At 62.9% G+C, this 22,557-nt stretch carries 25 protein-coding genes, 1 other RNA gene and 1 pseudogene; 12 read left to right on the forward strand and 15 right to left on the reverse strand.

The genetic code is table 11. The annotated features are described in order from the left end of the window. On the reverse strand, positions 1–1,803 hold the full coding sequence (locus X728_RS142610) for an ABC transporter transmembrane domain-containing protein (protein WP_023668749.1): 1,803 nt from the start codon (positions 1,801–1,803) through the stop codon (positions 1–3). Between the two features lie 204 nt (positions 1,804–2,007). On the opposite strand from X728_RS142610, the gene rpmE reads away from it, so the two are divergent. After that, positions 2,008–2,229, forward strand: coding sequence for a 50S ribosomal protein L31 (gene rpmE, locus X728_RS142605; protein WP_023668748.1), 222 nt, complete (start codon positions 2,008–2,010; stop codon positions 2,227–2,229). 185 nt (positions 2,230–2,414) lie between these two features. On the opposite strand, the gene X728_RS142600 is transcribed toward rpmE, so the two are convergent. Further along, positions 2,415–3,053: a TetR/AcrR family transcriptional regulator gene (locus X728_RS142600; RefSeq protein ID WP_023829284.1), complete on the reverse strand. Its 639-nt coding sequence runs from the start codon at positions 3,051–3,053 to the stop codon at positions 2,415–2,417. A 117-nt stretch (positions 3,054–3,170) separates the two neighbouring features. Here X728_RS142600 and X728_RS142595 point away from each other — a divergent pair, with 117 nt between their 5' ends. Next, positions 3,171–3,998 (forward strand): NAD(P)H-binding protein, encoded by an 828-nt coding sequence (locus X728_RS142595; RefSeq protein ID WP_023668744.1) that lies wholly within the window; start codon positions 3,171–3,173, stop codon positions 3,996–3,998. 1 nt (position 3,999) lies between these two features. Continuing rightward, positions 4,000–4,476: a DUF1772 domain-containing protein gene (locus tag X728_RS142590; protein ID WP_023711991.1), complete on the forward strand. Its 477-nt coding sequence runs from the start codon at positions 4,000–4,002 to the stop codon at positions 4,474–4,476. Positions 4,477–4,509: 33 nt separating this feature from the next. On the opposite strand, the gene X728_RS142585 is transcribed toward X728_RS142590, so the two are convergent. The 3 genes from X728_RS142585 to X728_RS142575 form a co-directional block, all read right to left on the reverse strand. After that, positions 4,510–4,815, reverse strand: coding sequence for a SelT/SelW/SelH family protein (locus X728_RS142585; RefSeq protein WP_031195794.1), 306 nt, complete (start codon positions 4,813–4,815; stop codon positions 4,510–4,512). Between the two features lie 32 nt (positions 4,816–4,847). Continuing rightward, complete coding sequence (locus X728_RS142580; protein ID WP_023668740.1) at positions 4,848–5,597, reverse strand: YebC/PmpR family DNA-binding transcriptional regulator; 750 nt, start codon at positions 5,595–5,597, stop codon at positions 4,848–4,850. A gap of 180 nt (positions 5,598–5,777) precedes the next feature. Then, on the reverse strand, positions 5,778–6,101 hold the full coding sequence (locus X728_RS142575) for a helix-turn-helix domain-containing protein (protein ID WP_023832602.1): 324 nt from the start codon (positions 6,099–6,101) through the stop codon (positions 5,778–5,780). A gap of 50 nt (positions 6,102–6,151) precedes the next feature. Here X728_RS142575 and X728_RS142570 point away from each other — a divergent pair, with 50 nt between their 5' ends. From X728_RS142570 to X728_RS142560, 3 genes are read left to right on the forward strand one after another with little or no spacing between them, the layout of a single operon-like run. Further along, positions 6,152–6,634 carry an SRPBCC domain-containing protein gene (locus tag X728_RS142570; protein ID WP_023668738.1) on the forward strand — a complete coding sequence of 161 codons (483 nt, stop codon included), beginning with the start codon at positions 6,152–6,154 and terminating at the stop codon, positions 6,632–6,634. A gap of 20 nt (positions 6,635–6,654) precedes the next feature. Next, positions 6,655–7,017, forward strand: coding sequence for a glyoxalase/bleomycin resistance/dioxygenase family protein (locus tag X728_RS142565; RefSeq protein ID WP_023728642.1), 363 nt, complete (start codon positions 6,655–6,657; stop codon positions 7,015–7,017). A gap of 27 nt (positions 7,018–7,044) precedes the next feature. Next, positions 7,045–7,527, forward strand: a complete 483-nt coding sequence (locus X728_RS142560) for an SRPBCC family protein (protein WP_023832603.1) — start codon at positions 7,045–7,047, stop codon at positions 7,525–7,527. A gap of 21 nt (positions 7,528–7,548) precedes the next feature. On the opposite strand, the pseudogene X728_RS01000000167140 reads toward X728_RS142560, so the two are convergent. The 5 genes and pseudogenes from X728_RS01000000167140 to ssrS all read right to left on the reverse strand — a co-directional run bounded on the left by X728_RS01000000167140 (position 7,549) and on the right by ssrS (position 10,777). Further along, a pseudogene (locus tag X728_RS01000000167140) lies at positions 7,549–8,386 on the reverse strand (TerC family protein). 70 nt (positions 8,387–8,456) lie between these two features. Then, positions 8,457–9,281, reverse strand: coding sequence for a YmdB family metallophosphoesterase (locus tag X728_RS142555; protein WP_023832604.1), 825 nt, complete (start codon positions 9,279–9,281; stop codon positions 8,457–8,459). Between the two features lie 56 nt (positions 9,282–9,337). Beyond that, on the reverse strand, positions 9,338–9,862 hold the full coding sequence (locus X728_RS142550; RefSeq protein WP_196815103.1) for a DUF3592 domain-containing protein: 525 nt from the start codon (positions 9,860–9,862) through the stop codon (positions 9,338–9,340). An 82-nt stretch (positions 9,863–9,944) separates the two neighbouring features. Next, the gene (locus X728_RS142545) at positions 9,945–10,529 is read right to left on the reverse strand and encodes a 5-formyltetrahydrofolate cyclo-ligase (protein WP_023832606.1); all 585 of its coding nucleotides are present in this window, start codon (positions 10,527–10,529) and stop codon (positions 9,945–9,947) included. Between the two features lie 92 nt (positions 10,530–10,621). Beyond that, positions 10,622–10,777, reverse strand: a non-coding RNA gene (gene ssrS / locus X728_RS1000000169400) — 6S RNA. Positions 10,778–10,926: 149 nt separating this feature from the next. Between ssrS and X728_RS142540 the strand changes: the two genes are divergently transcribed. After that, on the forward strand, positions 10,927–11,766 hold the full coding sequence (locus X728_RS142540; protein ID WP_023694573.1) for a MoxR family ATPase: 840 nt from the start codon (positions 10,927–10,929) through the stop codon (positions 11,764–11,766). Positions 11,767–11,809: 43 nt separating this feature from the next. On the opposite strand, the gene X728_RS142535 is transcribed toward X728_RS142540, so the two are convergent. Then, a complete protein-coding gene (locus tag X728_RS142535; protein WP_023818221.1) occupies positions 11,810–13,348 on the reverse strand; it encodes an MFS transporter in 1,539 nt (512 codons plus the stop codon). Positions 13,349–13,490: 142 nt separating this feature from the next. On the opposite strand from X728_RS142535, the gene X728_RS142530 reads away from it, so the two are divergent. From X728_RS142530 to msrB, 5 genes are all read left to right on the forward strand, one after another. Beyond that, positions 13,491–14,354, forward strand: a complete 864-nt coding sequence (locus X728_RS142530) for a LysR family transcriptional regulator (RefSeq protein WP_023737887.1) — start codon at positions 13,491–13,493, stop codon at positions 14,352–14,354. Between the two features lie 58 nt (positions 14,355–14,412). Beyond that, on the forward strand, positions 14,413–14,859 hold the full coding sequence (locus X728_RS142525) for a GNAT family N-acetyltransferase (RefSeq protein WP_023668728.1): 447 nt from the start codon (positions 14,413–14,415) through the stop codon (positions 14,857–14,859). A gap of 306 nt (positions 14,860–15,165) precedes the next feature. Then, positions 15,166–16,356 (forward strand): VWA domain-containing protein, encoded by a 1,191-nt coding sequence (locus X728_RS142520; RefSeq protein ID WP_023752635.1) that lies wholly within the window; start codon positions 15,166–15,168, stop codon positions 16,354–16,356. Between the two features lie 16 nt (positions 16,357–16,372). After that, positions 16,373–17,170: a hypothetical protein gene (locus X728_RS142515; RefSeq protein ID WP_023752636.1), complete on the forward strand. Its 798-nt coding sequence runs from the start codon at positions 16,373–16,375 to the stop codon at positions 17,168–17,170. Positions 17,171–17,270: 100 nt separating this feature from the next. Beyond that, positions 17,271–17,675 (forward strand): peptide-methionine (R)-S-oxide reductase MsrB, encoded by a 405-nt coding sequence (gene msrB, locus X728_RS142510; RefSeq protein ID WP_023832607.1) that lies wholly within the window; start codon positions 17,271–17,273, stop codon positions 17,673–17,675. A 62-nt stretch (positions 17,676–17,737) separates the two neighbouring features. Here the strand turns inward: msrB and X728_RS142505 are convergent, their stop codons facing one another. The 4 genes from X728_RS142505 to pyc all read right to left on the reverse strand — a co-directional run bounded on the left by X728_RS142505 (position 17,738) and on the right by pyc (position 22,459). After that, positions 17,738–18,049, reverse strand: coding sequence for a hypothetical protein (locus X728_RS142505; protein WP_031193151.1), 312 nt, complete (start codon positions 18,047–18,049; stop codon positions 17,738–17,740). A gap of 7 nt (positions 18,050–18,056) precedes the next feature. Then, positions 18,057–18,497, reverse strand: a complete 441-nt coding sequence (locus X728_RS142500; protein WP_023832608.1) for a hypothetical protein — start codon at positions 18,495–18,497, stop codon at positions 18,057–18,059. 93 nt (positions 18,498–18,590) lie between these two features. Next, positions 18,591–18,851, reverse strand: a complete 261-nt coding sequence (locus X728_RS142495) for a DUF2312 domain-containing protein (RefSeq protein ID WP_023668722.1) — start codon at positions 18,849–18,851, stop codon at positions 18,591–18,593. Between the two features lie 149 nt (positions 18,852–19,000). Beyond that, positions 19,001–22,459, reverse strand: a complete 3,459-nt coding sequence (gene pyc / locus X728_RS142490) for a pyruvate carboxylase (RefSeq protein ID WP_023832609.1) — start codon at positions 22,457–22,459, stop codon at positions 19,001–19,003. Positions 22,460–22,557 lie beyond the last annotated feature (98 nt).

Below are 22,557 nucleotides of genomic sequence, written 5' to 3' on the forward strand. Positions count from 1 at the left end.
CTACTCCGCGGCACCCCTGAAGGCGCTTGCTCCGGTTTCGAACTGCAGCTTGGCCAGCCTTGCATAGATTCCGCCCTTGGCGACCAGGCTCTGGTGCGTGCCTTCCTCGACGATGCGGCCGCCATCCATGACCAGGATGCGGTCGGCCTTCAGCACGGTCGCCAGCCGGTGGGCGATGACGATGGTGGTGCGGCCCTGCATCAGCCGTTCCAGCGCCGTCTGCACCAGCGTTTCGCTTTCGGCGTCGAGCGCCGACGTGGCCTCGTCGAGCAGCAGGATCGGCGCGTCGCGCAGGATGGCGCGGGCGATCGCCACGCGCTGGCGCTGGCCGCCGGACAAGGTGACGCCGCGCTCGCCGACCTGGCTGTCGTAGCCCTTGTCGAGCCTGAGGATGAACTCGTCGGCCAGCGCGTCCCTGGCGGCGGCCTCGATCTCGGCATTCGTCGCGCCCGGCCGGCCAAAGCCGATATTGTCGCGCGCGCTTGCCGCAAAGATGGTGACATCCTGCGGCACGATCGCAATGCGCTCCCGCACTTCAGCCGGATCGGCTTCGCGCACGTCGACGCCGTCAATGGCGATGCGGCCGGTTTCTGGATCGTAGAAGCGCAGGATCAGCGAAAAGACGGTGCTCTTTCCGGCGCCCGACGGGCCGACGATCGCCACCGTCTCGCCGGGCTTGACCTGAAAACTCAAGCCGTGGACGGCGGCACGGTCCGGCCTTGCCGGGTAGGAGAAGGAGACGTCGTCGAAGCTGATCGCGCCTGTCGCCTTGGCGGGCAGCGGCAGCGGATTGGCCGGCGGTTGAATCGCCGGCGTCTCGTCGAGTATCTCGGTCAGCCTTTCGGCCGCACCCGCCGCCTGGGCAAGCTCGCCCCAGACTTCCGACAGTGCGCCCAGCGCGCCTGCGGCAAACACGGAGTAAAGCAGGAACTGGCCGAGCGTACCGGGCGACATCGTGCCGGCAAGCACGTCACGCGAGCCGAACCACAACACCGCCACGACCGAGGAAAAGATCATGAAGATGGCAAAGAAGGTGAGCAGCGAGCGGGAGAAGATCGACGAGCGCGCCGCTTGGAAGGCGGCTTCCACCGCGGCCGAGAACCGCCCGGTGACCAGCGTCTCGTTGGTGAACGCCTGCAGCGTGCGCACCGCGCCGATCTGCTCGCTGGCATAGGCGGTCGCTTGCGCCAGCGTGTCCTGCGCCTGCCGTGACCGGCGCCTCACCGAACGGCCGAACGCGACCAGCGGCAGCACGATGAGCGGAATGGCCGCGATCACCAGGCCCGACAGTTTCGGGCTGGTGACGACCATCATCGCCACCGCGCCAAGGCCGAGGATGACGTTGCGCAACGCCACGGAGGCGGTGGCGCCGACGGCGGATTTCACCTGCGTGGTGTCGGCGGCAAGCCGCGAGACGATCTCGCCCGACTGGGCGGTGTCGAAGAAGGACGGCGAAAGCGTCGTGACATGCGAAAACACGTCGCTGCGGATGTCGGCAACGACCCGCTCGCCGAGCGTGATGACGAAGTAGTAGCGTCCGGCCGATGCCGCCGCCAGAATGGCTGCCATCGCCACCAAAGCGGCGAAATATTCGGCGATGAAGACGGTGCCGGAAGCGCTGAAACCGTGGTCGATCATGCGCCGCACGGCCAGCGGCAGCGCCAGCGTCGTCGCTGCGGCGATGGCGAGCGAAATGAGGGCGCCTATGACCAGTTTGCGGTAGCGGAATATGTAGGGATATAGGCGCCTGAGCGGCCCGAGCGAGCGCCTGCGCCCGTCTTGCTCGCCGCTGATGTCCGCCATGACCGTTTCCTCTGGCCGCTCCAGGTGGGCGCGTTCAATATGCGCCTGCCGTGGCCTTGTGATTCAATTCCGGCTGATGTATAGGCTCGCCGACCGTTTTAGAAGCCGTGGCTTTTCAATAGCTGCGGCTTCGAGTTTTAAAAAGGGGCGCATCGACGCAGGCCGCGGGCCCGTCTGTAGCGCCGCAAGCCAGGAAGCACGACAATGAAGGCCGATATCCATCCCGACTACCACACCATCAAGGTCGTCATGACCGATGGCACCGAATACTCGACCCGTTCGACCTGGGGCAAGGAAGGCGATACGATGAACCTCGATATCGACCCGACCACGCACCCGGCCTGGACCGGCGGCCAGCAGACCCTGCTCGACCGCGGCGGCCGCCTGTCGAAGTTCAAGAAGCGCTTCGAAGGCTTCGGCCTCTAAAGTTTACCTGTATCGCTGAATCAAGAACCCGCCTTTGTGGCGGGTTTTTTTGTTGCCGCCAAAGTCAGTCGCTTCGAGCTAACGCGCCGATACCTCCCGCTTGTGGGGAGGTCGCCCAGGGTCGGGTGCGGTCCGACGCCTCCACCCTGCTGCTTCGAAGCGACCCTTCCCAGAGTGGTGCGAGCCTACCCGTCCACCAATTCCCGCAGCGCCATGCGCTTGTAGGCGGCGACCAGCCTGTCGCCCTCCTGCCGGTCGACCGAGATCGCCAGCCGCACGGCAGCCTCGCCCATCTGCCAGACCAGAAACGCTGTGGTCTCCAGCGCCACCGGATCGGCGCCGGGATGCAGCCGCTTCAGCACCATCGTCAGGAATTCGGCATTCGCCCGGCTGTCGGCGAGTTCGAGCTGGCGCAGCGCCTTGTCGGCCTGGGTGCCCGACCAGATGTCGCGCATCACCGGCTCGGCCAGGAACAGCTGATAGTAGATATCCACCAGCTCCGAAAACGCCTGCCGCAGGCCCTCGGCGTCGACGACATCCTTGAGCGCCGAGGAGATGCAGGCCTGGCTTTCGGCGGTGTATCGCTCGGCCAGCGCCCAGACGATCGCCCGCTTGTCGGGAAAGAACTGGTAGAGCGAACCGATCGACACCGCGGCCCGTTCCGCTACCTCGCCCATGCGCATGGCGTCGCTGCCTTGCTCGGCAATCAGCGCCGAGGCTGCGGCCAGCATGCGCTCGACCCGCTCGCGGCTGCGCTGCTGGGTGGGCGCCCGTCGCGGCGATGCGACCTGCTCCTCAGATGCGGGCGTTGCTGTGTCTTCCATGACGGCCTCCGGTCTCGACAAAATCTGCCAACAAACGGCTTGACTCCCAAAATACGAGGGTTTATCACATTTTGCAAATGTGAGGATTATTCATATTTGTAACAAAGGAAAACCACCATGACCGACACCAAACCAGTCCTGATTCTCGGTGGCACTGGCAAGACCGGCCGTCGCCTCGCCGGGCGGCTGACCTCACAGGGCATTCCCGTGCGCATCGGCTCGCGTTCCGGCAGCCCCCGCTTCGACTGGGAGGTTCCGGCGACCTGGGAGCCTGCCATGCAGGGCGTGGGCGCCGTCTACATCAGTTACTATCCCGACATCGCCGTGCCGGGCGCCGCCGAGACCGTCGGCGCCTTCGCCAGGCTTGCGGTGGCAAATGGCGTCACCCGCATGGTGCTGCTCTCCGGCCGCGGCGAGACCGAAGCCCAGCGCGCCGAAGAGATGGTCAAAGCCTCGGGCGCTGACTGGACGATCCTGCGTTGCGCTTGGTTTTCGCAGAATTTCAGTGAAGGTTTTCTCGTCGAGTCCTTGCGGCAAGGCGAAGTGGCTTTGCCTGTCGGCCCTGTTGGCGAGCCCTTCGTCGATGTCGACGACATCGCCGATGCTGCCTTCGTTGCGCTGACCGAACCGGGTCATGTCGGCCAGCTCTATGAGTTGACCGGGCCGCGGCTGCTAAGCTTCGCCGACGCGGTTGCCGAGATCGCCAAGGCGACCGGCCGCGACATCCGCTATATCAAGATCTCGCATGACGAATTCACCGCCGCGACGGCGGCATACGAACTGCCGCCCGAAATCGCCTGGCTGCTCAACGAGCTGTTCACCGAAGTGCTTGACGGCCGCAACGAGACGCTGACCGACGGCGTCCAGCGTGTGCTCGGCCGCGCGCCGAAAGACTTTTCCGCCTACGCAAATGAAACCGCTGCAACCGGCATCTGGAGCAACTGAGATGATCAAGCTTCTTCCCACCCTCACCATCATCGCCGCCATCGGCTCGGGCGTCGTCGGCGGCGTGTTCTTCGCCTTTTCCAACTTTATCATGGCGGCGCTTGCCCGGCTGCCGGTCCCCCAAGGCATCGCAGCGATGAATTCGATCAACATCACGGTGATCACGCCCACCTTCATGACGGCGCTGTTCGGCACCGGCCTGCTCTGTCTGGTGCTTATCGCCGCCGTTATCATGGGCTGGAGCCAGTCCGGTTCATACTGGCTGCTTGCCGGCGCCGTGATCTATTTGATCGGCAACCCGATCGTGACCATGGTCTTCAATGTGCCGCTCAACGATGCGCTCGCCGCCGTCGACCCGGCCAGCGCCAATGGCGCAGCCGTGTGGGCGAACCATCTAAATCAATGGGTGATGTGGAACCACATCCGCACCATCACCGCCATCGTGTCGATGGCCTGCTTCATCTTCGCATTGCTCTGAAAAATGACACTTCGCAAACGCAAGGACCTCGCCTCAAGCGGGGTCCTTTTGCGTGTGACCCTTGCGGTCGGAATGACCGAGATCGCGGCCCGGATCGATGACGTCGCGCACCAGCTGCTTGAGCTTGGCGGCATCGGGAAAGCCGCCGTCGCGCTTGCGGTCCCAGACCAGCACATCGTTGCAGGAAACGGTGAAGATGCCGCCTGTGCCCGGCACCAGCGTCACTTCACCAAGATCCGTGCCGAAGGTGGAGAGCAGTTCCTGCGCCATCCAGCCGGCCCGCAACAGCCACTGGCACTGCGTGCAATAGGTGATGCGGATGATGTGCAGCTCGCTCATGTCGGATTGAGTTCCGCCAATGTCCTGGTCGATCATGCCGCGCTGAGCTTGGCCATGGTCTCGTCGTCGACCTCGAAATTGGCGTAGACGCTCTGCACGTCGTCATCGTCCTCGAGCGTTGCCACCAGTTTCATCAGCGATTGCGCCCGCTCTTCGTCGACCGGGACATTGTTCTGCGGCTGCCAGATCGGCTTCACCGATTCGGCCTCGCCAAGCGAGGCTTCCAGCGCCTTAGACACTTCGCCCATACTCTCGAACGCACAGTAGATGGTGTGGCCTTCCTCGTCGGACTCGACGTCATCGGCGCCGGCCTCGATCGCCGCGTCCATCACCTTGTCGGCGCTGCCGGCGGATGCCGGATAGTAAATCTCGCCGGCGCGGTTCCACATGAACGACACCGAGCCGGTTTCACCAAGCGCACCCCCGGCTTTGGTGAAGGCGGCGCGCACGTTCGAGGCCGAGCGGTTGCGGTTGTCGGTCAGCGCCTCGACGATCAGCGCCACGCCGCCTGGCCCATAGCCTTCATAGCGCACCGCTTCGTAATTCTCGGCATCGCCCATCGATGCCTTGTTGATGGCGCGCTGGATGTTGTCCTTCGGCATCGACACCGCCTTGGCGTTCTGAATGGCCAGGCGCAAACGCGGGTTCATCGACGGATCCGGTGTTCCGCTCTTGGCGGCGACGGTGATTTCGCGCGCCAGCTTGGAAAACATTTTCGACCGCACCGCGTCCTGCCGGCCCTTGCGGTGCATGATGTTCTTGAACTGTGAATGGCCGGCCATGGCACCCCTGTCGTCTTCGGCTAGAGCATCCCGAAGCGAGGTGGTCTCACCTCGTCCTCCCGGGTACTCGAATTCAAATTTTCAGAGCCGTCCAAGGTGCAACGCGATGGATGCACGGCGTTCTCTGTCGGAATGGCCGGCTTATAGATAAATCGGCTCAATTCGTCCAGCCGCGCCGGTTCAGCCCTCCAGATCGGACTTCAGCCGGTCGATAATGCTGAGCGCATGGCCGGCATACTGGCTGATCCAGCGGTCGTGGATGTGCTTGATCGGCAGCGCGTTGAGATGGTTCCAGCGCTCTCGCCCTTGGCGCTTTGCCACCACCAGTTCGGCTTCTTCCAGCACCTTGAGATGCAGCATGACGGTGCAGCGATCGATGTCGGGAAACGCCTCGCACAACATGCCGGTCGTCTGCGGCGCATCCTTCAGCCGATCCAGCAATTCGCGACGGCGCGGATGCGCCAACGCCTTGAAAACGTGATCGTCTGGGGTTTGGCTTGACATGTTATGTTTCTATAACATATCGTCGAGCCAATCAAGGAGGAGCTGTGGATATGTCTCTTGGATTCAGAGTTTCCGGGCGCATCGGCAAACCGGTCGCCGAAGTCTTCGACGCCGTCGTCAATCCCAAAAAGCTGAGTGGCTATTTCACCACCATCGGCGGCGCCAGCGCGCCGCTGAAGGCCGGCACCGGGGTGGTCTGGTGGGGCAAGGTGCCCGTCGAAGTCGATGAGGTGATCAAGGACCGCCATATCGTGCTGCGCTGGGATGCCACCGATGCCGAAGGCAAGCCCGCCTACAAGACACGCATCGAGATGAACTTCGAGCCGCTGGACGATGGCGGCACCCTTGTGACCATTGCTGAATCCGGCTGGCCGGAAGGCGTGGTCGGCCTGCAGAAATCCTACCTCAATTGCGAGGGCTGGTCGCAGATGCTGGCCTGCATGAAGGCCTATGTCGAATACGGCATCAACCTGCGCGACGGCTACTACCGCGGCGAGATGAGGGGCGAGCCGGCCAACGAGACAAACAGATGAACCGCGCAACGGAGCCCGCAATGACCGCGAAAATGACAGGTGGAATCAACATCGCCATGAAAGTCCCGTCGCATCAGTACGAGGCGACGATCGCCTTCTATCGCGACGTCGTCGGCTTGAATCCATTCACCGCCAAGGCGCCGGCCATCGGCTTCGAGCTCGGCCCCAACCGTCTGTGGATCGACGAGGCGCCGATGCTGAGCCAGGCCGAAGTCTGGCTTGAGCTTTTCACCGACGATTCTGCAGCCATTGCGGATCATCTCGCCAAGGCCGGCGTCGTCCGTTGCGACGCGGTCGAGCCCCTGGGCGAAGGCTTTCGCGGCTTCTGGATCGCCAACCCGGCCAGCATCGTTCACATGGTGCGCGAGCCTGACGCCTGGTGAGCGCAAACCGGACAAGAAGGAGCATCGATGGAAATTCACAAAACGCCGACTGCCGAAGCCGGCATGCTGATCAGGCGGCCGGTCGACGAGGTCTTCGAGGCGATCGTCAACCCGGCCATCACCACGAAATTCTGGTTTACCCACAGTAGCGGCCGGCTGGATAGCGGCAAAGAGGTTCGCTGGGAGTGGCGCATGTACGGCGCCTCGGCGATGGTCAATGTCAGCGAGATCGTCGAGAACAAGAAGATCGTCATGCAATGGAGCGATCCGCCGACCACTGTGGTCTGGACATTCACGGAGATGCCCGGCGCCGAAACGCCTGACGGTGCGACCTTTCTTGAGGTCAGCAATTTCGGCTTCGCCGGCACCGCCGACGAGCAGGTCAAGCAGGCGGTCGGCTCGACCGACGGCTTCGCACTGGTGTTGGCTGGTGCCAAAGCATGGCTGGAACAGGGCCTGTCGCTTGGCCTGATCGGCGACCGTTATCCGAAGGGCGTGCCGGGGCGCTAGGATCGCCCCGATCGCCCAGCCTCAATGCCCACCGCTGGGTTTCTTCCTTCGCCGCGCCAGCATGTTGAGGCCCTCGACCAGGGCGGAAAAGCCCATCGCGGCGTAGATGTAGCCCTTCGGCACATGATAGCCCATGCCGTCGGCGATCAGCGTCATGCCGATCATCAGCAGGAAGCCCAGCGCCAGCATGACGATGCTCGGGTTCTTGGCGATGAAGTTGGCCAGCGGCCCGGCCGCCAGCATCATCACGCTCACGGCCACGATCACGGCGATGTACATGATGGCAATCTCGTCGGTCATGCCGACGGCGGTGATGATCGAATCGATCGAAAAGACGAGATCGAGCAGCAGGATCTGGAAGATGGCGCCGGCAAGCGAGATCTGCAGCGTCTCGCCCATCATCGTATCCTTGTGGTCGTCGGGATCGACGGTGTGGTGGATTTCCTTNAAGCGAGATCTGCAGCGTCTCGCCCATCATCGTATCCTTGTGGTCGTCGGGATCGACGGTGTGGTGGATTTCCTTGGTCGCCTTCCAGACCAAGAACAGGCCGCCGGCAATCAGGATCAGGTCGCGCCAGGAAAAGCCATGGCCGAACGCTGTGAACACCGGCGTCGTCAGCTGCACGATGATGGAGATGGTTGCGAGCAGCACCAGCCGCATGATCAGCGCCGCCGAGATGCCGAGACGCCGGGCGCGGGCGCGCTGCGCTTCCGGCAATTTGTTGGTCAGGATCGAGATGAAGATCAGATTATCGATGCCGAGCACGACCTCGAGCACGATCAGCGTCAGCAACGCGACCCACGCGGTTGGATCGGCAACAAATTGAAAATGCGGCGCCAGGAACTCAACGAGCTGCATGGAGGTCGTCCCCTCTACGATCTAGAGCAGTTTCGTCGCCAGTTAGGTACTATATTCCACCATATCAATGTCACGACCAGAAGGATGGCGCGGTTTCTTCAAGCCGAGGCCCGCGGCGAAACGGCGCGATCTTTTCGGCCAGGCCCGTCCGGTCGGAAATGTCGACGCCGACGCCGGACAATGTCGCCGGTCCGGTCGCCGCCTCGAAGCGGCCTTTCGGCACTTTCGACAGGAAGCGGTTGAGCGGCTCTTCCTTGTCCATGCCGAGCGAGGAATCATAGTCGCCGCACATGCCGGCATCGGACATGTAGCCGGTGCCGCCGTTGAGGATCTGGTGGTCGGCCGTCGGCTGGTGCGTATGGGTGCCGATGACGAGGCTGGCGCGGCCGTCGACGAAATGCGCGAAGCACATTTTCTCCGAGGTCGCTTCGGCATGGAAGTCGATGACCACGGCATCGGCCTGCTCGCCCAGCGGACAGGCGGCCAGCTCGCGCTCGCCGGCCTGGAACGGATCGTCGAGCTCGGGATGCATGAACACCCGGCCCATGATGTTGGCGACCAGCACGCGCGCGCCGTTTTTGGCGATATAGACGCCGGAACCGCGCCCCGGCGTGCCCTGGGGGAAGTTGGACGGGCGCAAGAAGCGCTCCTCGCGCGGCGCGAAGACCAGTGCGTCGCGCTGGTCCCAGACATGGTTGCCGGTGGTGACGACATCCGCACCGGCGGCGATGGTGTCGCGAAAAATGTCTTCGGTGATGCCGAAGCCGCCGGCGGCGTTCTCGCCATTGACGATGACGAAGTCGAGTTTGAAATCCGAGATCAGGCCGGGCAGTTGTTCCCACACCGCCGTACGTCCCGATTTGCCCACCATGTCGCCGAGGAAGAGAAGTCTCATGCCCACTTCTATCCAGAGGCACGGACGCTAGGCAAGCGCTACCCAGGCGATTGGCGCTAACGCCGGCCGAAAGTACCACGCTGCCGTTGAGACGGCTTTGCGCTCGCGCCACGCGAACTGCCGAAGGCATCATCGGTGACGCCGGCGGTGCGGTGCGTCCGCGCAGCCAGAAGAACCACACGTAAAAAAACAGTGAACCCACCAGTAGCGGCCAGGAGCAACAGCCCGCCGCGCCAGCCCTTCATCGCCGCGGTATCGAGGATCGATGGATTGGCAGGGTTGTAATACAACTTCACCGCGTCGCCTTTGGACGCCGTGTAGAGGCCGATGTCCTTTCCCTTGCCGGACCACGTCATCGGTGCATCGTTCGCGACATAGGTGACAGCGACGTTGATGCCTTTCGCGGTGAGGCCATTACCCTGGGCTTCGCTGTAGGAACTGACATCCGTCACTGTGGCAACCGTCTGATGCCAGGCGAACTGGTGGTGCAGGGCCGTTCCGGAAATGTGCAATGCCATCGCGAACAGCGTTACCGCGATGAGGACGAACGGCATCAGCAGGAAGCGTGCGAAGACAAACATGATGGCCGCCATCGGCTCGGACTGTGTTGCCGGAATACTATCCGGCACGTCTTGGAAACGCGTTAAGCGGGATCGCGGTCTTTTAAGCGATATCGAAGCGGCGCAAACCGCTCTCGGTGAGTATTTCCGGGATGATGACGTCGTGCGCCTCATCCGGCACCAGACCCACCTCCTGGCAATCGAAAGCGATGCCGATCAGTCGTGGCGGCTGGCCCTTGTCGATCAGCCTGGCGATGGCGCGGTCGTAATAGCCGGCGCCATACCCGATGCGATGACCGCGGCTGTCGAAGGCCGCGAGCGGCACCAGCATCACCGCGGGATCGAGAACCTCGGCCTCCGCATGCGGACCGACCGTGCCAAAACCCATCTCGACCATCGGCGCGCCGCGCACCAGTTCGCGAAAGACGATGGTGGTCTTGTCGAGGATGGCCGGCAGGCAAAGCCTGGCCCCCTTCTCGCGCAAGGCGAACATCAGTGGCCTGATGTCGACTTCCGATCGCATCGGCCAGAAAGCTGAAACGATCTGACCCGGCTCGATGGCGAGGTGGTCGCGCGCCGTCTCGGCCATCTCAAGCGCGATCTCCACCCGCCACAGCGGATCGAGCGCATCGCGGCGGCCGAGTGCCTCGAGGCGCAGCTGCTTTTTCAGGGCTTTGGGAGATGTCATCCGCGGACGATAGAAAAGGTCGGATCTGGGTGACGTTTCATGAGCGACGTTTTCTACCACATCATCCGCCAAACTGGGCGGATACAGGTAAGTGACGATCCACACAACCGGTGGAGAGAGCGATCCCGGGAACCTACAAAGTAGGTGGGCGCCGTATGAGAAAACCCACGGGTCTTCCCAGGGACAGCTCCCTAAGGATCGTTAAGGCCCCGGGGAAAATGTTCTCCTGCCGGGAAGCGCAGACCGCCAAGCCCAATATAGGCGGCTGGTCGGTCAAGCGCTAGTGACATGAGCCGATGTTTCCATTTCGATCTCACACGCTTTGGTCGCAGCCGGCTCGCCCTTGCACAGGTCAAGCAGCGTCCTTACGCTCGCGCTGACCAACCGAGGAGCAAGTATGCGTTTCGAAGGCACGGCGGCCTATGTCGCCGACAAGGATCTGATGGTGGCGGTGAACGCCGCGATCGCGCTGGAGCGGCCATTGCTGGTCAAGGGCGAGCCGGGCACCGGCAAGACCGAGCTTGCCCGCCAGGTGGCATCGGCGCTCGGCCTCGACCTGATCGAATGGCACGTCAAGTCGACCACCCGTGCGCAGCAGGGACTGTATGAATATGATGCTGTCTCGCGGCTGCGCGACAGCCAGCTCGGCGATGCCAGGTTCAACGACATCAAAAACTACATCAAGCGCGGCAAGCTCTGGCACGCCTTCGCGGCCGGTAAGAAGGTCGTGCTGTTGATCGACGAGATCGACAAGGCCGATATCGAATTCCCCAACGACCTTTTGCAGGAACTCGATCGGATGGAGTTCTTCGTCTACGAAACCGGCGAAACGATCCGCGCCGCTGTGCGCCCCATCGTCATCATCACTTCCAACAATGAGAAGGAACTGCCCGACGCCTTCCTGCGCCGGTGCTTCTTCCACTACATCCGCTTTCCCGATGTCGACACGCTGCACAAAATCGTCGACGTGCACTATCCCGGCATAAAGCAGAATTTGGTGCGTGCTGCCCTGACCCAGTTCTACGAGATCCGCGATGTGCAGGGGTTGAAGAAGAAGCCGTCGACCTCCGAGGCGCTCGACTGGATCCGCCTGCTGGTCGCCGACGACATCGCACCCGAGGATCTGCGCGCCGACCCCAGGAACGCGCTGCCGAAACTGCACGGCGCGCTGCTCAAGAACGAGCAGGACGTGCATCTGTTTGAGCGCCTTGCTTTCATGGCCAGGCGGCAGGGATAAGGATCGGCGGGCGGGCTGAGCGCTATGAGCGGGCTTCGGCCGATCACTCGGCCGCCGCAAGCCCTGTCTCCTGCGGCGCGACGCGCTTCGGCCCGAAGATGACGAAGCCGATGACCGACAGGGCGAGAACGCCGATCCCGCAATAGAGCATGACCCAGCCGAAACCATTGACCAGCGCGGCATGCACGATGGCGCCGGATGGGTCGAGGGCTGCGAGCTTCGGCGTCCCCTGCGCAAGGCCCTCCAGATTGCCGGTGGCGGCCCTTTCCGCCAGTGCCCGCAACTCATCCGGCTCCAAAGCCGCGCCGAGTGTGGCCCGCAGGTGGGAAACGATACCTTGCGTCAGCAGCAGGCCGAGCATCGCGATGTTGATAGCGAGCGTGATCAGGCGTGCGCTGATGTCGATGCCGGACGCCATGCCGGCACGATCCGGCGATACCGCGCCGGTCGTGGTATTGGTGGTCGGCGAATTGGTGAGACCGATGCCGATGCCGGCAATCAGCGTGCCGGGCAGCATGGTCAGCCAGGTGGCGCCCTCGAGCCTGGAGCCGATCCACATGGCGATGAAACCGATCCCTAGCGTCAGCAGACCGAGCGGGATGGCAATTCGTGCCTGATAGCGCGCGCGAATGCGCTCGGCGATCGGCGGCATCACCATGAACGGCAGCGTGTAGACGAGCAATAGCAGGCCGGTCGTCGTGCTGTCGTAGCCGAGAACGCCGGAATAATAGATCGGCAGATAGATGATGAACGGCCAGTAGCTGAAATTCATGCCGATGGCGCCCATGATCGCGCCGGAAAACTGGCGGATGCGGAACACGGAGAAATCGAACATCGGATAGGGATTGACCCTCTCGGCGACAAGGAAAGCGATGAACGCAGCCACGGAGGCTGATATCACGCCGATGCGGGCGCTGGTCCCGAGATCCGCACCCTGCGTAATCAGATAGGAGAAGCCGAACACAGAAGCCGACAGCGTCAGCATGCCGGCCCAGTCGAGCTTCTGGGCATTGTGATCGCGCGATTGCGTGACACCGGCGCCGATAAAGGCGAGCGCCAGGATCGCCAGCGGCACGTGGATGAGGAACACCCATTGCCAGTTCGACAGCGCCACGATCAAGCCACCGATGGCGGGCCCGAAACCGAGCCCGATGCCTGAGACGACGCTCCAGGCGACGAAAGCCTTGCCGCGTTCGCGGCCGTCCTGGGACTGATGCGACAGCACGGCGACGCTGCAGGTCAGCATCGCGCCGCCGGCGAGACCTTGCAGGAAGCGGGCGGCGATCAGCAGCGCCGCACTCGGCGCTAGGCCGCACAGCAGCGAGGCGAGGCCGAAGGCGACGGTGGTGATCACCATCACGCTCTTGCGGCCGAAACGGTCGGCCAATGTCCCCGTCGCCATAAGCACTGTCGTGCAGGCGATGGTGTAGGCATTCATGATCCACTGCAAATCCCTGAAATTGGCGGCGAGCACGCTTTCCAGTTTCGGCAGGATCACCGGCACGCTGGAGATTTCGAGCCCGAACAGCAGCGACGCCAGGCACACGCCGGTGAGCGCTATGGTGTTTCGTTGAATTGGCATATCGATCTCTTTCCATCCGAGCATGAGGCGCTCTTCAAACCGCGACCAGTTTGAGATAGAGGAGACTCGACCATGAAAAAAGGCTATGCTCGGCTATATCAGAAATGACAAAACGGAATGATTGGCCCAATGGAGTGCTGCGATGACCAGTCTTGATGTGGACGCCGTACGAACCTTTGTGATGGTGGCCGATCTGCAGAGCTTCACCCAGGCGGCCACGGCGCTGGGCAGCACGCAGGCGACGATCAGCGTCAAGCTGCGCCGCCTTGAGGAGAAGCTCGGCGCGCGATTGATCGAAAGAACGCCGCGCCGCGTCAGCCTGTCGGCACGAGGCGCCGTCTTCCTCCCCGCCGCGCGTGACTTCCTTGCCGCGCACGAGCGCGCCATGGCGGAGTTTGCGTCAGCACCGTGCCGGCTTGCGCTCGGCTTTGTCGATCATGCCGCCGGTCCGGCGCTGTCCATTCTGATTGCCCAGCTCCATGCGCACGATCCATCGCTGACGCTCAGTTTGAGGATCGACACCAGCACGGTGCTCAAGGAAGCTTTCGATCACGGCGAGCTCGACGCAGTCATCGTGCACCGCGAAGGCGACAGCCGTCCTGGCCGGACCTTGTCGCGCAACCACTATGGCTGGTTCGCCGCACCTTCCTTCGAGTGGCAGCGCGGAACGCCGTTGCGCCTCGCGCTCTTAAGCACCGTGTGCAACTGTCCGGATCGTGTGCGGGCGGTCGAGGCGCTGGACAAAGCAGGCATCGCCTGGGAGGAGGCGTTCGTCGGCGGCGGCGGCGCGGCCGTCAACATTGCGATATCGGCGGGCTTTGCCGTTTCGGCGCTGGCTCACTGCGTCGCTCCGCCCGGCCTGATCGAGGTTGGCCGCAAGCTCGGCCTGCCGTCGCTTGACCCCTCCGAAGTGGTCCTGCATTCGCACAATCTGGCGCCGCGGGCGCGTGACGCGCTGCAAATGCTGGCGACCGCATTTCGCGAGTACAATTCGCCGGTGGATTAGGCGATGGTGTTTCCGATCTGATTCCGCCGGAATCCGATAAGGCTTTGGAGGAACCGAAATGACCGAGATCACCGTCCGCCCGCTGGCGCTGGCCGACCATGCCGACTGGCGGCGGCTGTGGACTGCCTACCTCACCTTCTACGAGACCAAGCTGCCGGACGAGGTCTACGACATCACCTGGAAACGACTGTTCACGGAAGGTGAATTCGAACCGAAGGGATTTATCGCCACGCTCGACGGCAAGGCGGTCGGCCTGACCCATTATCTCTATCACCGCTCCGGCTGGTCGGAGAAAAACAACTGCTACCTGCAGGACCTGTTCGCCGACCCTGATGTGCGCGGCAAGGGCATCGGTGCGGCCCTCATTGAAGCGGTCAAGCAGGAAGCCGGCAAGATCGGCGTCAAGAACGTCTATTGGATGACCCACGAAACCAACGCCACAGCGCGCAAGCTCTACGACCATGTCGCGCGGCGGACAGGTTTTATCGAGTATGATCTGCTATGATGCGAGCGCGATCGAAATAACGCGGAAGGAGCCGAATGATCCGCTATGTCGGAATCGTGGATGGCAGTGACGGCGTTTGGGGAGTGCGGATGCCCTATCTCGCCGGCTGCCACGGGGCCGGCGCAAACCCGGCTGAAGCGATAGCCGATGCCGCGTCGGCTATGCGCGAATGGGGCGGAAGCCCGCATCGCAAAGCACTTGCCCATGCCCAACCCACGTACTGTGGCAAATCTTCTGCAATCCGGCGAAATCGACAGTGCCCGTGGCGACTCCGCCGTGACCGTTCGGCATAGATAACGGCCAACCATGTTCCTCCCCTTCTTTCTCGAACTAAAGGCCGCGCGGGTTCCCGTTTCGCTCAGGGAATATCTGTCGCTGCTGGAAGGGCTGGAGGCCGGGCTGGTCGACTATGACGTCCAGGGTTTTTACTACCTCGCCCGCGCCGCGCTTGTGAAGGACGAACGCCATATCGACCGCTTCGACCAGGTGTTTGCGCATCTCTTCAAGGGGATCGAGGCGCTCACCGGCCCCGATGCCGTCGGTGTCGCCAACATCCCTGAGGAATGGCTGCGCCGGCTCGCCGAAAAGCACCTGACCGAGGAAGAGAAGAAACTGATCGAGGCGCTCGGCGGTTTCGACAAGCTGATGGAGACACTGAAGCAGCGGCTGGAGGAGCAGAAAGGCCGCCACCAGGGCGGCTCGAAATGGATCGGCACCGGCGGCACTTCGCCTTTCGGCGCCTATGGCTACAATCCCGAAGGCGTGCGCATCGGCCAGCATGAAAGCCACAATCGCCGTGCGGTGAAAGTCTGGGACAAGCGCGAGTTCAAAAATTTCGACGACGCCGTCGAGCTCGGCACCCGCAACATCAAGGTGGCGCTGAAGCGCCTGCGCCGCTGGGTGCGCGAGGGTGCGGAGGAAGAGTTCGACCTGCCCGGCACCATCCATGCCACCGCCGAGCACGGCTATCTCGATGTGCAGACGCGCCCCGAACGGCGCAACGCCGTGAAGCTCTTGATGTTCTTCGATGTCGGCGGCTCGATGGACGACCACATCAAAAGCGTCGAGGAGCTGTTTTCGGCCGCCCGCGCCGAATTCCGCCAGCTCGAATATTTTTACTTCCACAACTGCCTTTACGAGGGCGTCTGGAAGGACAACCGGCGCAGGCATGCCGAGACCATCCCGACCTTCGATCTGCTTCACAAATACGGCCCCGACTACAAGGTGATCGTCGTCGGCGATGCCTCGATGAGCCCTTACGAGATCGCGCATCCCGGCGGTTCGGTCGAGCATTGGAACCCGGAAGCCGGCAGTGTCTGGCTTGGCCGCCTCATCCAGCAATGGCCGAATGCGGTCTGGCTGAACCCCGAAAACCAGAAAAACTGGGGCTTCACCCATTCGATCGCGATGATCCGCGATCTCTTCGGCGGCCGCATGTTCCCACTGACGCTGGCCGGGTTGGAAGCCGCGACGAAGCAGCTCTCACGCAAGCATTGATATGAGAGGAAAACCGATGACCTGCTTTCTTTGCCCGCAATGCGGCGTCCAGTTCGCGGCAACGCAGACCCCGCCGGAAAATTGCCCGATCTGCGAGGACGAGCGGCAATATGTGCGCTGGGAGGGGCAAGCCTGGATCACCCCGGAAGAACTTTCTGCCCGACATAGGCTTGTTGTGAGGGACGATGCCGGCGTTCTCGCTTTCGGCATCGAGCCGCGCTTTGCTATCGGCCAGCGGGCGCTGCTGGCGCAGACGCCGCACGGCAATGTGCTGTGGGATTGCATCTCGATGGTGAGCGACGTGGCGGTAGCCGAAATCAACCGTCGCGGCGGCCTGGCCGCGATCGCCATTTCGCACTGCCACTATTATTCGGTGATGGTCGAGTGGAGCGAGGCGTTTGGCGGCGTGCCGATCTATCTCCATGCCGACGACCGCCAGTGGATCATGCGGCCGCACAACGCCATCGTCAGCTGGGCGGGCGAGACGCTGGCCATAAACCCGTCGCTGACACTCGTGCGTTGCGGTGGCCATTTTGCCGGCGGCCAGGTGCTGCATTGGAAACGCGATGGCGGTAACGCCCTGCTGTCCGGCGACATATTGCAGGTGACGCCGACGCGTCGCCATGTCAGCTTCATGTACAGCTATCCGAACTACATTCCGCTCAATGCGCCGGCCGTGCGACGCATCGCGGCGGCACTTGAGCCTTTCGAATTCGACGACATCTACGGCGCGTGGTGGCAGCAGAACATCATCGGCGGCGCAAGAACGGCATTTCATGCGTCGATCGCCCGCTATCTTCAGGCGATTGCGTAGGAGCTCGGCTGAAAATGCGAGCGCAACACGTAACAAACGCCTATCTCTGTGCGAATATGAGGTTGCAATCAAAAAAAGCCGCCAAGGCTGAGGAGATCAAATGGACACCCACACCTACCCTGTCACCCGCACCGACGCCGAATGGCGCGCCCGCCTGACGCCCGAGCAATATGCGGTCATGCGCGGCCATGGCACCGAACGGCCCGGAAGCTGCGCGCTGCTCTACGAAAAGCGCGCCGGCACCTTTTCCTGCGTCGGTTGCGACCAGCCGCTGTTCGAATCCAAGCTCAAGTTCGAGAGCGGCACCGGCTGGCCGAGCTTCAACGACCCGGTGCCCGGTTCGGTCGAAAACACCGTCGACCGCAGCTACGGCATGGTCCGCACCGAATGCCACTGCGCCCGCTGCGGCAGCCATCTCGGCCATGTCTTCGACGACGGCCCGCCGCCGACCGGCCTGCGCTATTGCATCAACGGCGTGGCGCTGAAATTCGAGCCGGCGGCTTAAGCCGCAGCTTGACCACCATCTTCAAAGGGCGGCTTCGGCCGCCCTTTTTCGTGTCAATCTTCTCAGACAACCACCACCAGGATCAGCCAAAGCGTAGCCCCGAGCGTCATCAACGAAGCCTTGGCGCCACTGGATTTTTCCGTGGTTCGCCAGACGGCAAACGTCAGAAAGATGTTGTAGGGCACGGGCGCGAAATGCACCGCCAGGACGACGGCGAGCGGCAGCTTCAAGCCGAGCAGAATGAGCGCGGCCACCGACGAGGCGATGTTGATCGCCGTGCCGACAAGGACTAGATCGCGCCAGAACAACCGCTCGACCGGCACCGCGCCTTGCCAGCGCGAGCCGAAGAAGGATCCGATGCTTTGCCCCAACACCTGATAGCTATCCCTCTCCCAGCACGTCGGTGACGGCGCGCTCGAAGCGCGAGCATTCCGTCACCAGCCAGTCGGCCATGGCCGGCCAGTTGTCCTCGGCATAGCAGTTCACCCGCCACATCGAATTGATGCCGAGGCCCTCGCAGCTCTGCTCCGGCCTGAGCTTCAGCCTGTCTTCGATTGCCGGTTGGAACGGCTTCAGCCGCGACCAGACCCCGGTCGCGCCGAACTTCTCGTTACGGCCGAAAAAGACGCCAACTTGGCTTTGCGCCGGCGCGACATACAGGGACAGGACCAGAGCGAAGTCAGGCAGCCCGCGCTGCCAGAACCAGGGTCCGCGCCGCGCCATGGAAGCGCGTTCCTCCGGATGCCGTTCGGCGAACAGCGCCCAGAAGCTGCGTTGGCGGAATTCAGAGGCGCGGCGGGCGCCGAAGTCGAATGCGCTCATGGTTCGATGCCCGTTCCAGCATCATTCCTTGGCCCGAGACTGTTTCGAAATTCGCTCCGGCGATATCAACCGGAGTAGAATTTCCAGACAGCCTTACACCATGCCGAGCGCGGCCTTGTAGAGATCGAGGATGGTTTCCTCTTCCTGGCGCTCGGCCTGGTCCTTCTTGCGCAGCCGGATGATCGACCGCATCGCCTTGGTGTCGAAGCCGGTGCCCTTGGCCTCGGCGAACACTTCCTTGATGTCGTCGGCGATGGTCTTCTTTTCTTCCTCGAGCCGCTCGATGCGCTCGATGAAGGCGCGCAACTGGCCGGCGGCAACAGTCTGGCTGGTATCTGTGATGTCGTCGGCCATGTTTTTTCTCCGCTACTTTTTAAGCACCGCGATTCTGGCGCGGTAAATTGGGAGCGGGTTCGATGCCCGAGCAGGCGCGGCGGGTCAAGCCATTATCGATGCTCCATAACGGCTGCTGCCAGCCGTCCCCAGTGTGATGGATCCGCGCGTCAGCCAAACGCGATCAACAGATCCTTCGCATCGATCTGATCGCCGGCCTTGACCAGCACTTCGGCCACTGTGCCGTCGCGCTCGGCATGCAGGGCCGTCTCCATCTTCATGGCTTCGATCGACAACAGCACGTCGCCGGCCTTGACCGCTTGGCCGGCGGCAACCGCAAGGGCGGAGACCACGCCCGGCATCGGCGCGCCGACATGCGCCTCGTTGCCGGGCTCGGCCTTGCGCCGAGCCTTGGCCGCCGAGGCGCCATGCGCCCTGTCTGGCACCCGGACACGGCGCGGCTGGCCGTTGAGCTCGAAGAACACGGTGACCATGCCCTTCTCATCGACGTCGCCGATCGCAAGGCAGCGCACCACAAGCGTCTTGCCTTTTTCGATGTCCAGGAAGATCTCGTCTTCGGACTTCATGCCGTAGAAATAGGTCGGCGTCGGCAGCACACTGACCGGCCCGTAGGTTTCCTGCGCGGCGGCGAAGTCGGTAAACACTTTCGGATACATCAGCCAGGAGGCGAATTCGTACTCCGAGAGCTTGCGCTCCAGCTTCTGCTCGATCTCCTTGCGGCTGGCCTTGAGGTCGGCTGGCTTGAGCAGCGAGCCCGGCCGCTCGGTGATCGGCTTGCTTTCCTTCAGTGCCTTCTTCTGCAGCTTCGCAGGCCAGCCGCCGGGCGACTGGCCGAGATCGCCGCGCAGCATCGAGACGACCGAGTCCGGGAAGGCGATGTCCTTGGCCGGGTTTTCGACGTCGGCAACGGTTAGATCCTGGCTCACCATCATCAGCGCCATGTCGCCGACCACCTTGGACGACGGCGTCACCTTGACGATGTCACCGAACATCAAATTGACGTCGTGATAGGCTTGTGCCACCTCGTGCCAACGCGTTTCCAGCCCGAGCGAACGCGCCTGCTCCTTGAGGTTGGTGAACTGGCCGCCCGGCATTTCGTGCAGATAGACTTCCGAGGCTGGCCCCTTGAGATCGCTTTCGAAGGCCGCATACTGGTTGCGCACCGCTTCCCAGTAGAAGGAGATGTTGCGGATCCATTGCGGATCGAGACCGGGATCGCGCTCGGTTCCCTTCAGCGCCTCGACGATCGAGCCCAGGCAAGGCTGCGAGGTGTTGCCGGAGAAGGAATCCATCGCCGCGTCGATGGCGTCGACGCCACTTTCCACGCCCGCCAGCACCGTCGCCGCCGACAGGCCTGACGTGTCGTGGGTGTGGAAATGGATCGGCAGGTCGGTGGCTTCGCGCAGCGCCTTGAACAGCACGCGGGCGGCGGCAGGCTTCAAAAGCCCGGCCATGTCCTTGACGGCGATGATATGGGCGCCGGCTGCCTGCAATTCTTTCGCCAACCCGACATAGTATTTAAGGTCGTATTTGGCGCGCGCCTGATCGAGGATGTCGCCGGTGTAGCAGATCGCCGCTTCGACCAGCTTGCCCTCCGCGCCCACCGCGTCCATGGCGACGCGCATATTCTCGACCCAGTTCAGGCAGTCGAAGACGCGGAACAGGTCGACCCCACCGGCCGCTGCCTGGCTGACGAAATGCTGCACGACATTATCGGGATAGTTGGTGTAGCCGACGCCATTGGCGCCGCGTAGAAGCATCTGCAGCAAAAGATTGGGGGCTGCTTCGCGCACTTTACTCAGCCGCTCCCACGGATCCTCGGTGAGGAAGCGCATGGCGACGTCGAAAGTGGCGCCGCCCCAGCATTCCAGCGACAGCAGCCGCGGCAGCGCCCGCGCATAGGTGCCGGCAATGCCGGCAATGTCATGCGTGCGCATGCGGGTGGCGAGCAGCGACTGGTGGCCGTCGCGCATCGTCGTGTCGGTGACCAGCACCTCTTTTTGCTCACGCATCCAGGCAGCGAATTTCTCCGGCCCCAGCGCGTCGAGCTTCTGCTTGCTGCCATCAGGCACATTGCCGTTGAGATAGGGCACGACGGGCGCTGCCGCATCGGCCTTCGGCATCGGACGGCCGCGGGTTTCGGGATGGCCGTTGACGCTGACGTCGGCCAGATAGTTGAGCAGCTTGGTGGCGCGATCCTGCCGCTTCACCTGCGCGAACAGCTCCGGCGTCGTGTCGATGAACCTGGTCGTGTAGGAATTGTCGGCGAAGCGCGGGTGGTTGATGATTGCCTCGAGGAAGGTGAGGTTGGTCGCCACGCCGCGGATGCGGAACTCGCGCAAGGCCCGGTTCATGCGGGCGATCGCCTCGCCCGGTGTCGGCGCCCAGGCAGTCACCTTCTCCAGCAGCGGATCGTAGAAGCGGGTGATGACCGCGCCCGAATAGGCGGTGCCGCCGTCGAGGCGGATGCCGAAACCGGCGGCTTCGCGATAAGCGGTGATGCGGCCGTAGTCCGGAATGAAACTATGCTCCGGATCCTCGGTCGTGATGCGGCACTGCAGCGCATGACCGTTCAGCCCGATGTCGGCCTGCGCCGGCACGCCCGACTCTTTCGTGCCGATGGCAAAGCCGTCCAGTATGTGGATCTGCGCCTTGACGATGTCGATGCCGGTCACCTGCTCGGTCACGGTGTGCTCGACCTGGATGCGCGGATTGACCTCGATGAAGTAGAACTTGCCGGTGTCGGCGTCCTGCAGGAATTCCACCGTGCCGGCGCCGATATAGCTGGTCTCCCGCGCGATCTTGAGCGCATAGCCGCAAAGCTCCTGGCGCAATACCTCGCTGAGATAGGGCGCCGGCGCCCGTTCGACGACCTTCTGGTTGCGGCGCTGGATCGAGCAGTCGCGCTCGAACAGATGTACAGCGTTGCCATGCGTGTCGCCGAGCACCTGGACCTCGACATGGCGAGCGCGCTCGATCAGCTTTTCGAGATAGACCTCGTCCTTGCCGAAGGCGGCCTTGGCCTCGCGCTTGCCTTCCATCACCTCGCGGGCGAGGTCGGCTTCCGCGCGGATGGCGCGCATGCCGCGCCCGCCGCCGCCCCATGATGCCTTGAGCATCACCGGATAGCCGACTGTCTTGGCGAGCTGCTTGACTGCTTCCATGTCGTCCGGCAGCGGTTCGGTTGCCGGCACCACCGGCACGCCGACCTCGATGGCCAGATTGCGCGCGGCGACCTTGTTGCCGAGCCGGCGCATCGTGTCGGGCTTCGGCCCTATGAAAGTGATGCCGGCCTCGGCGCAGGCATCTGCGAATTCAGGGCTTTCCGACAGGAGGCCATAGCCCGGGTGGATGGCGTCGGCGCCGGACAGTCTGGCGACCCGGATCACTTCCTCGATCGACAGATAGCTTTCGATCGGCCCCATGTCCCTGGCCAGATGCGGCCCGCGCCCGACTTGGTAGCTTTCATCGGCCTTGAACCGATGAAGCGAATATTTGTCCTCCTCGGCCCAGATCGCCACGGTTTTGAGGCCGAGCTCGTTGGCCGCGCGAAAGACGCGGATGGCAATTTCGGACCTGTTGGCGACGAGGATCTTCGTGATGGCCAAGGAAGGAGCTCCGGACAGGGAGGGATGGGGCAGAGGCATGATTAACGCGAAAATGTTGCAGTGCAACCAAAATCGAGGAGAGATTAAACCGATTTAAA

The organism is Mesorhizobium sp. L103C119B0, from assembly GCF_000502235.1.
Taxonomy (GTDB): Bacteria; Pseudomonadota; Alphaproteobacteria; order Rhizobiales; family Rhizobiaceae; genus Mesorhizobium.

What these genes read in the sequence shown, in the direction of transcription:
- X728_RS142525 (WP_023668728.1), top strand. Translation starts at nt 14,413, where the DNA reads ATGACCGAGATCACCGTCCGCCCGCTGGCGCTGGCCGACCATGCCGAC.
- X728_RS142540 (WP_023694573.1), top strand. Translation starts at nt 10,927, where the DNA reads ATGCGTTTCGAAGGCACGGCGGCCTATGTCGCCGACAAGGATCTGATG.
- X728_RS142565 (WP_023728642.1), top strand. Translation starts at nt 6,655, where the DNA reads ATGACCGCGAAAATGACAGGTGGAATCAACATCGCCATGAAAGTCCCG.
- X728_RS142530 (WP_023737887.1), top strand. Translation starts at nt 13,491, where the DNA reads ATGACCAGTCTTGATGTGGACGCCGTACGAACCTTTGTGATGGTGGCC.
- X728_RS142610 (WP_023668749.1), bottom strand. Translation starts at nt 1,803, where the DNA reads ATGGCGGACATCAGCGGCGAGCAAGACGGGCGCAGGCGCTCGCTCGGG.
- X728_RS142600 (WP_023829284.1), bottom strand. Translation starts at nt 3,053, where the DNA reads ATGGAAGACACAGCAACGCCCGCATCTGAGGAGCAGGTCGCATCGCCG.
- X728_RS142590 (WP_023711991.1), top strand. Translation starts at nt 4,000, where the DNA reads ATGATCAAGCTTCTTCCCACCCTCACCATCATCGCCGCCATCGGCTCG.
- X728_RS142555 (WP_023832604.1), bottom strand. Translation starts at nt 9,281, where the DNA reads ATGAGACTTCTCTTCCTCGGCGACATGGTGGGCAAATCGGGACGTACG.
- X728_RS142535 (WP_023818221.1), bottom strand. Translation starts at nt 13,348, where the DNA reads ATGCCAATTCAACGAAACACCATAGCGCTCACCGGCGTGTGCCTGGCG.
- X728_RS142595 (WP_023668744.1), top strand. Translation starts at nt 3,171, where the DNA reads ATGACCGACACCAAACCAGTCCTGATTCTCGGTGGCACTGGCAAGACC.
- X728_RS142585 (WP_031195794.1), bottom strand. Translation starts at nt 4,815, where the DNA reads ATGAGCGAGCTGCACATCATCCGCATCACCTATTGCACGCAGTGCCAG.
- X728_RS142520 (WP_023752635.1), top strand. Translation starts at nt 15,166, where the DNA reads ATGTTCCTCCCCTTCTTTCTCGAACTAAAGGCCGCGCGGGTTCCCGTT.
- X728_RS142500 (WP_023832608.1), bottom strand. Translation starts at nt 18,497, where the DNA reads ATGAGCGCATTCGACTTCGGCGCCCGCCGCGCCTCTGAATTCCGCCAA.
- X728_RS142580 (WP_023668740.1), bottom strand. Translation starts at nt 5,597, where the DNA reads ATGGCCGGCCATTCACAGTTCAAGAACATCATGCACCGCAAGGGCCGG.
- msrB (WP_023832607.1), top strand. Translation starts at nt 17,271, where the DNA reads ATGGACACCCACACCTACCCTGTCACCCGCACCGACGCCGAATGGCGC.
- X728_RS142570 (WP_023668738.1), top strand. Translation starts at nt 6,152, where the DNA reads ATGTCTCTTGGATTCAGAGTTTCCGGGCGCATCGGCAAACCGGTCGCC.
- X728_RS142515 (WP_023752636.1), top strand. Translation starts at nt 16,373, where the DNA reads ATGACCTGCTTTCTTTGCCCGCAATGCGGCGTCCAGTTCGCGGCAACG.
- rpmE (WP_023668748.1), top strand. Translation starts at nt 2,008, where the DNA reads ATGAAGGCCGATATCCATCCCGACTACCACACCATCAAGGTCGTCATG.
- X728_RS142560 (WP_023832603.1), top strand. Translation starts at nt 7,045, where the DNA reads ATGGAAATTCACAAAACGCCGACTGCCGAAGCCGGCATGCTGATCAGG.
- X728_RS142545 (WP_023832606.1), bottom strand. Translation starts at nt 10,529, where the DNA reads ATGACATCTCCCAAAGCCCTGAAAAAGCAGCTGCGCCTCGAGGCACTC.
- X728_RS142575 (WP_023832602.1), bottom strand. Translation starts at nt 6,101, where the DNA reads ATGTCAAGCCAAACCCCAGACGATCACGTTTTCAAGGCGTTGGCGCAT.
- X728_RS142495 (WP_023668722.1), bottom strand. Translation starts at nt 18,851, where the DNA reads ATGGCCGACGACATCACAGATACCAGCCAGACTGTTGCCGCCGGCCAG.
- X728_RS142550 (WP_196815103.1), bottom strand. Translation starts at nt 9,862, where the DNA reads ATGTTTGTCTTCGCACGCTTCCTGCTGATGCCGTTCGTCCTCATCGCG.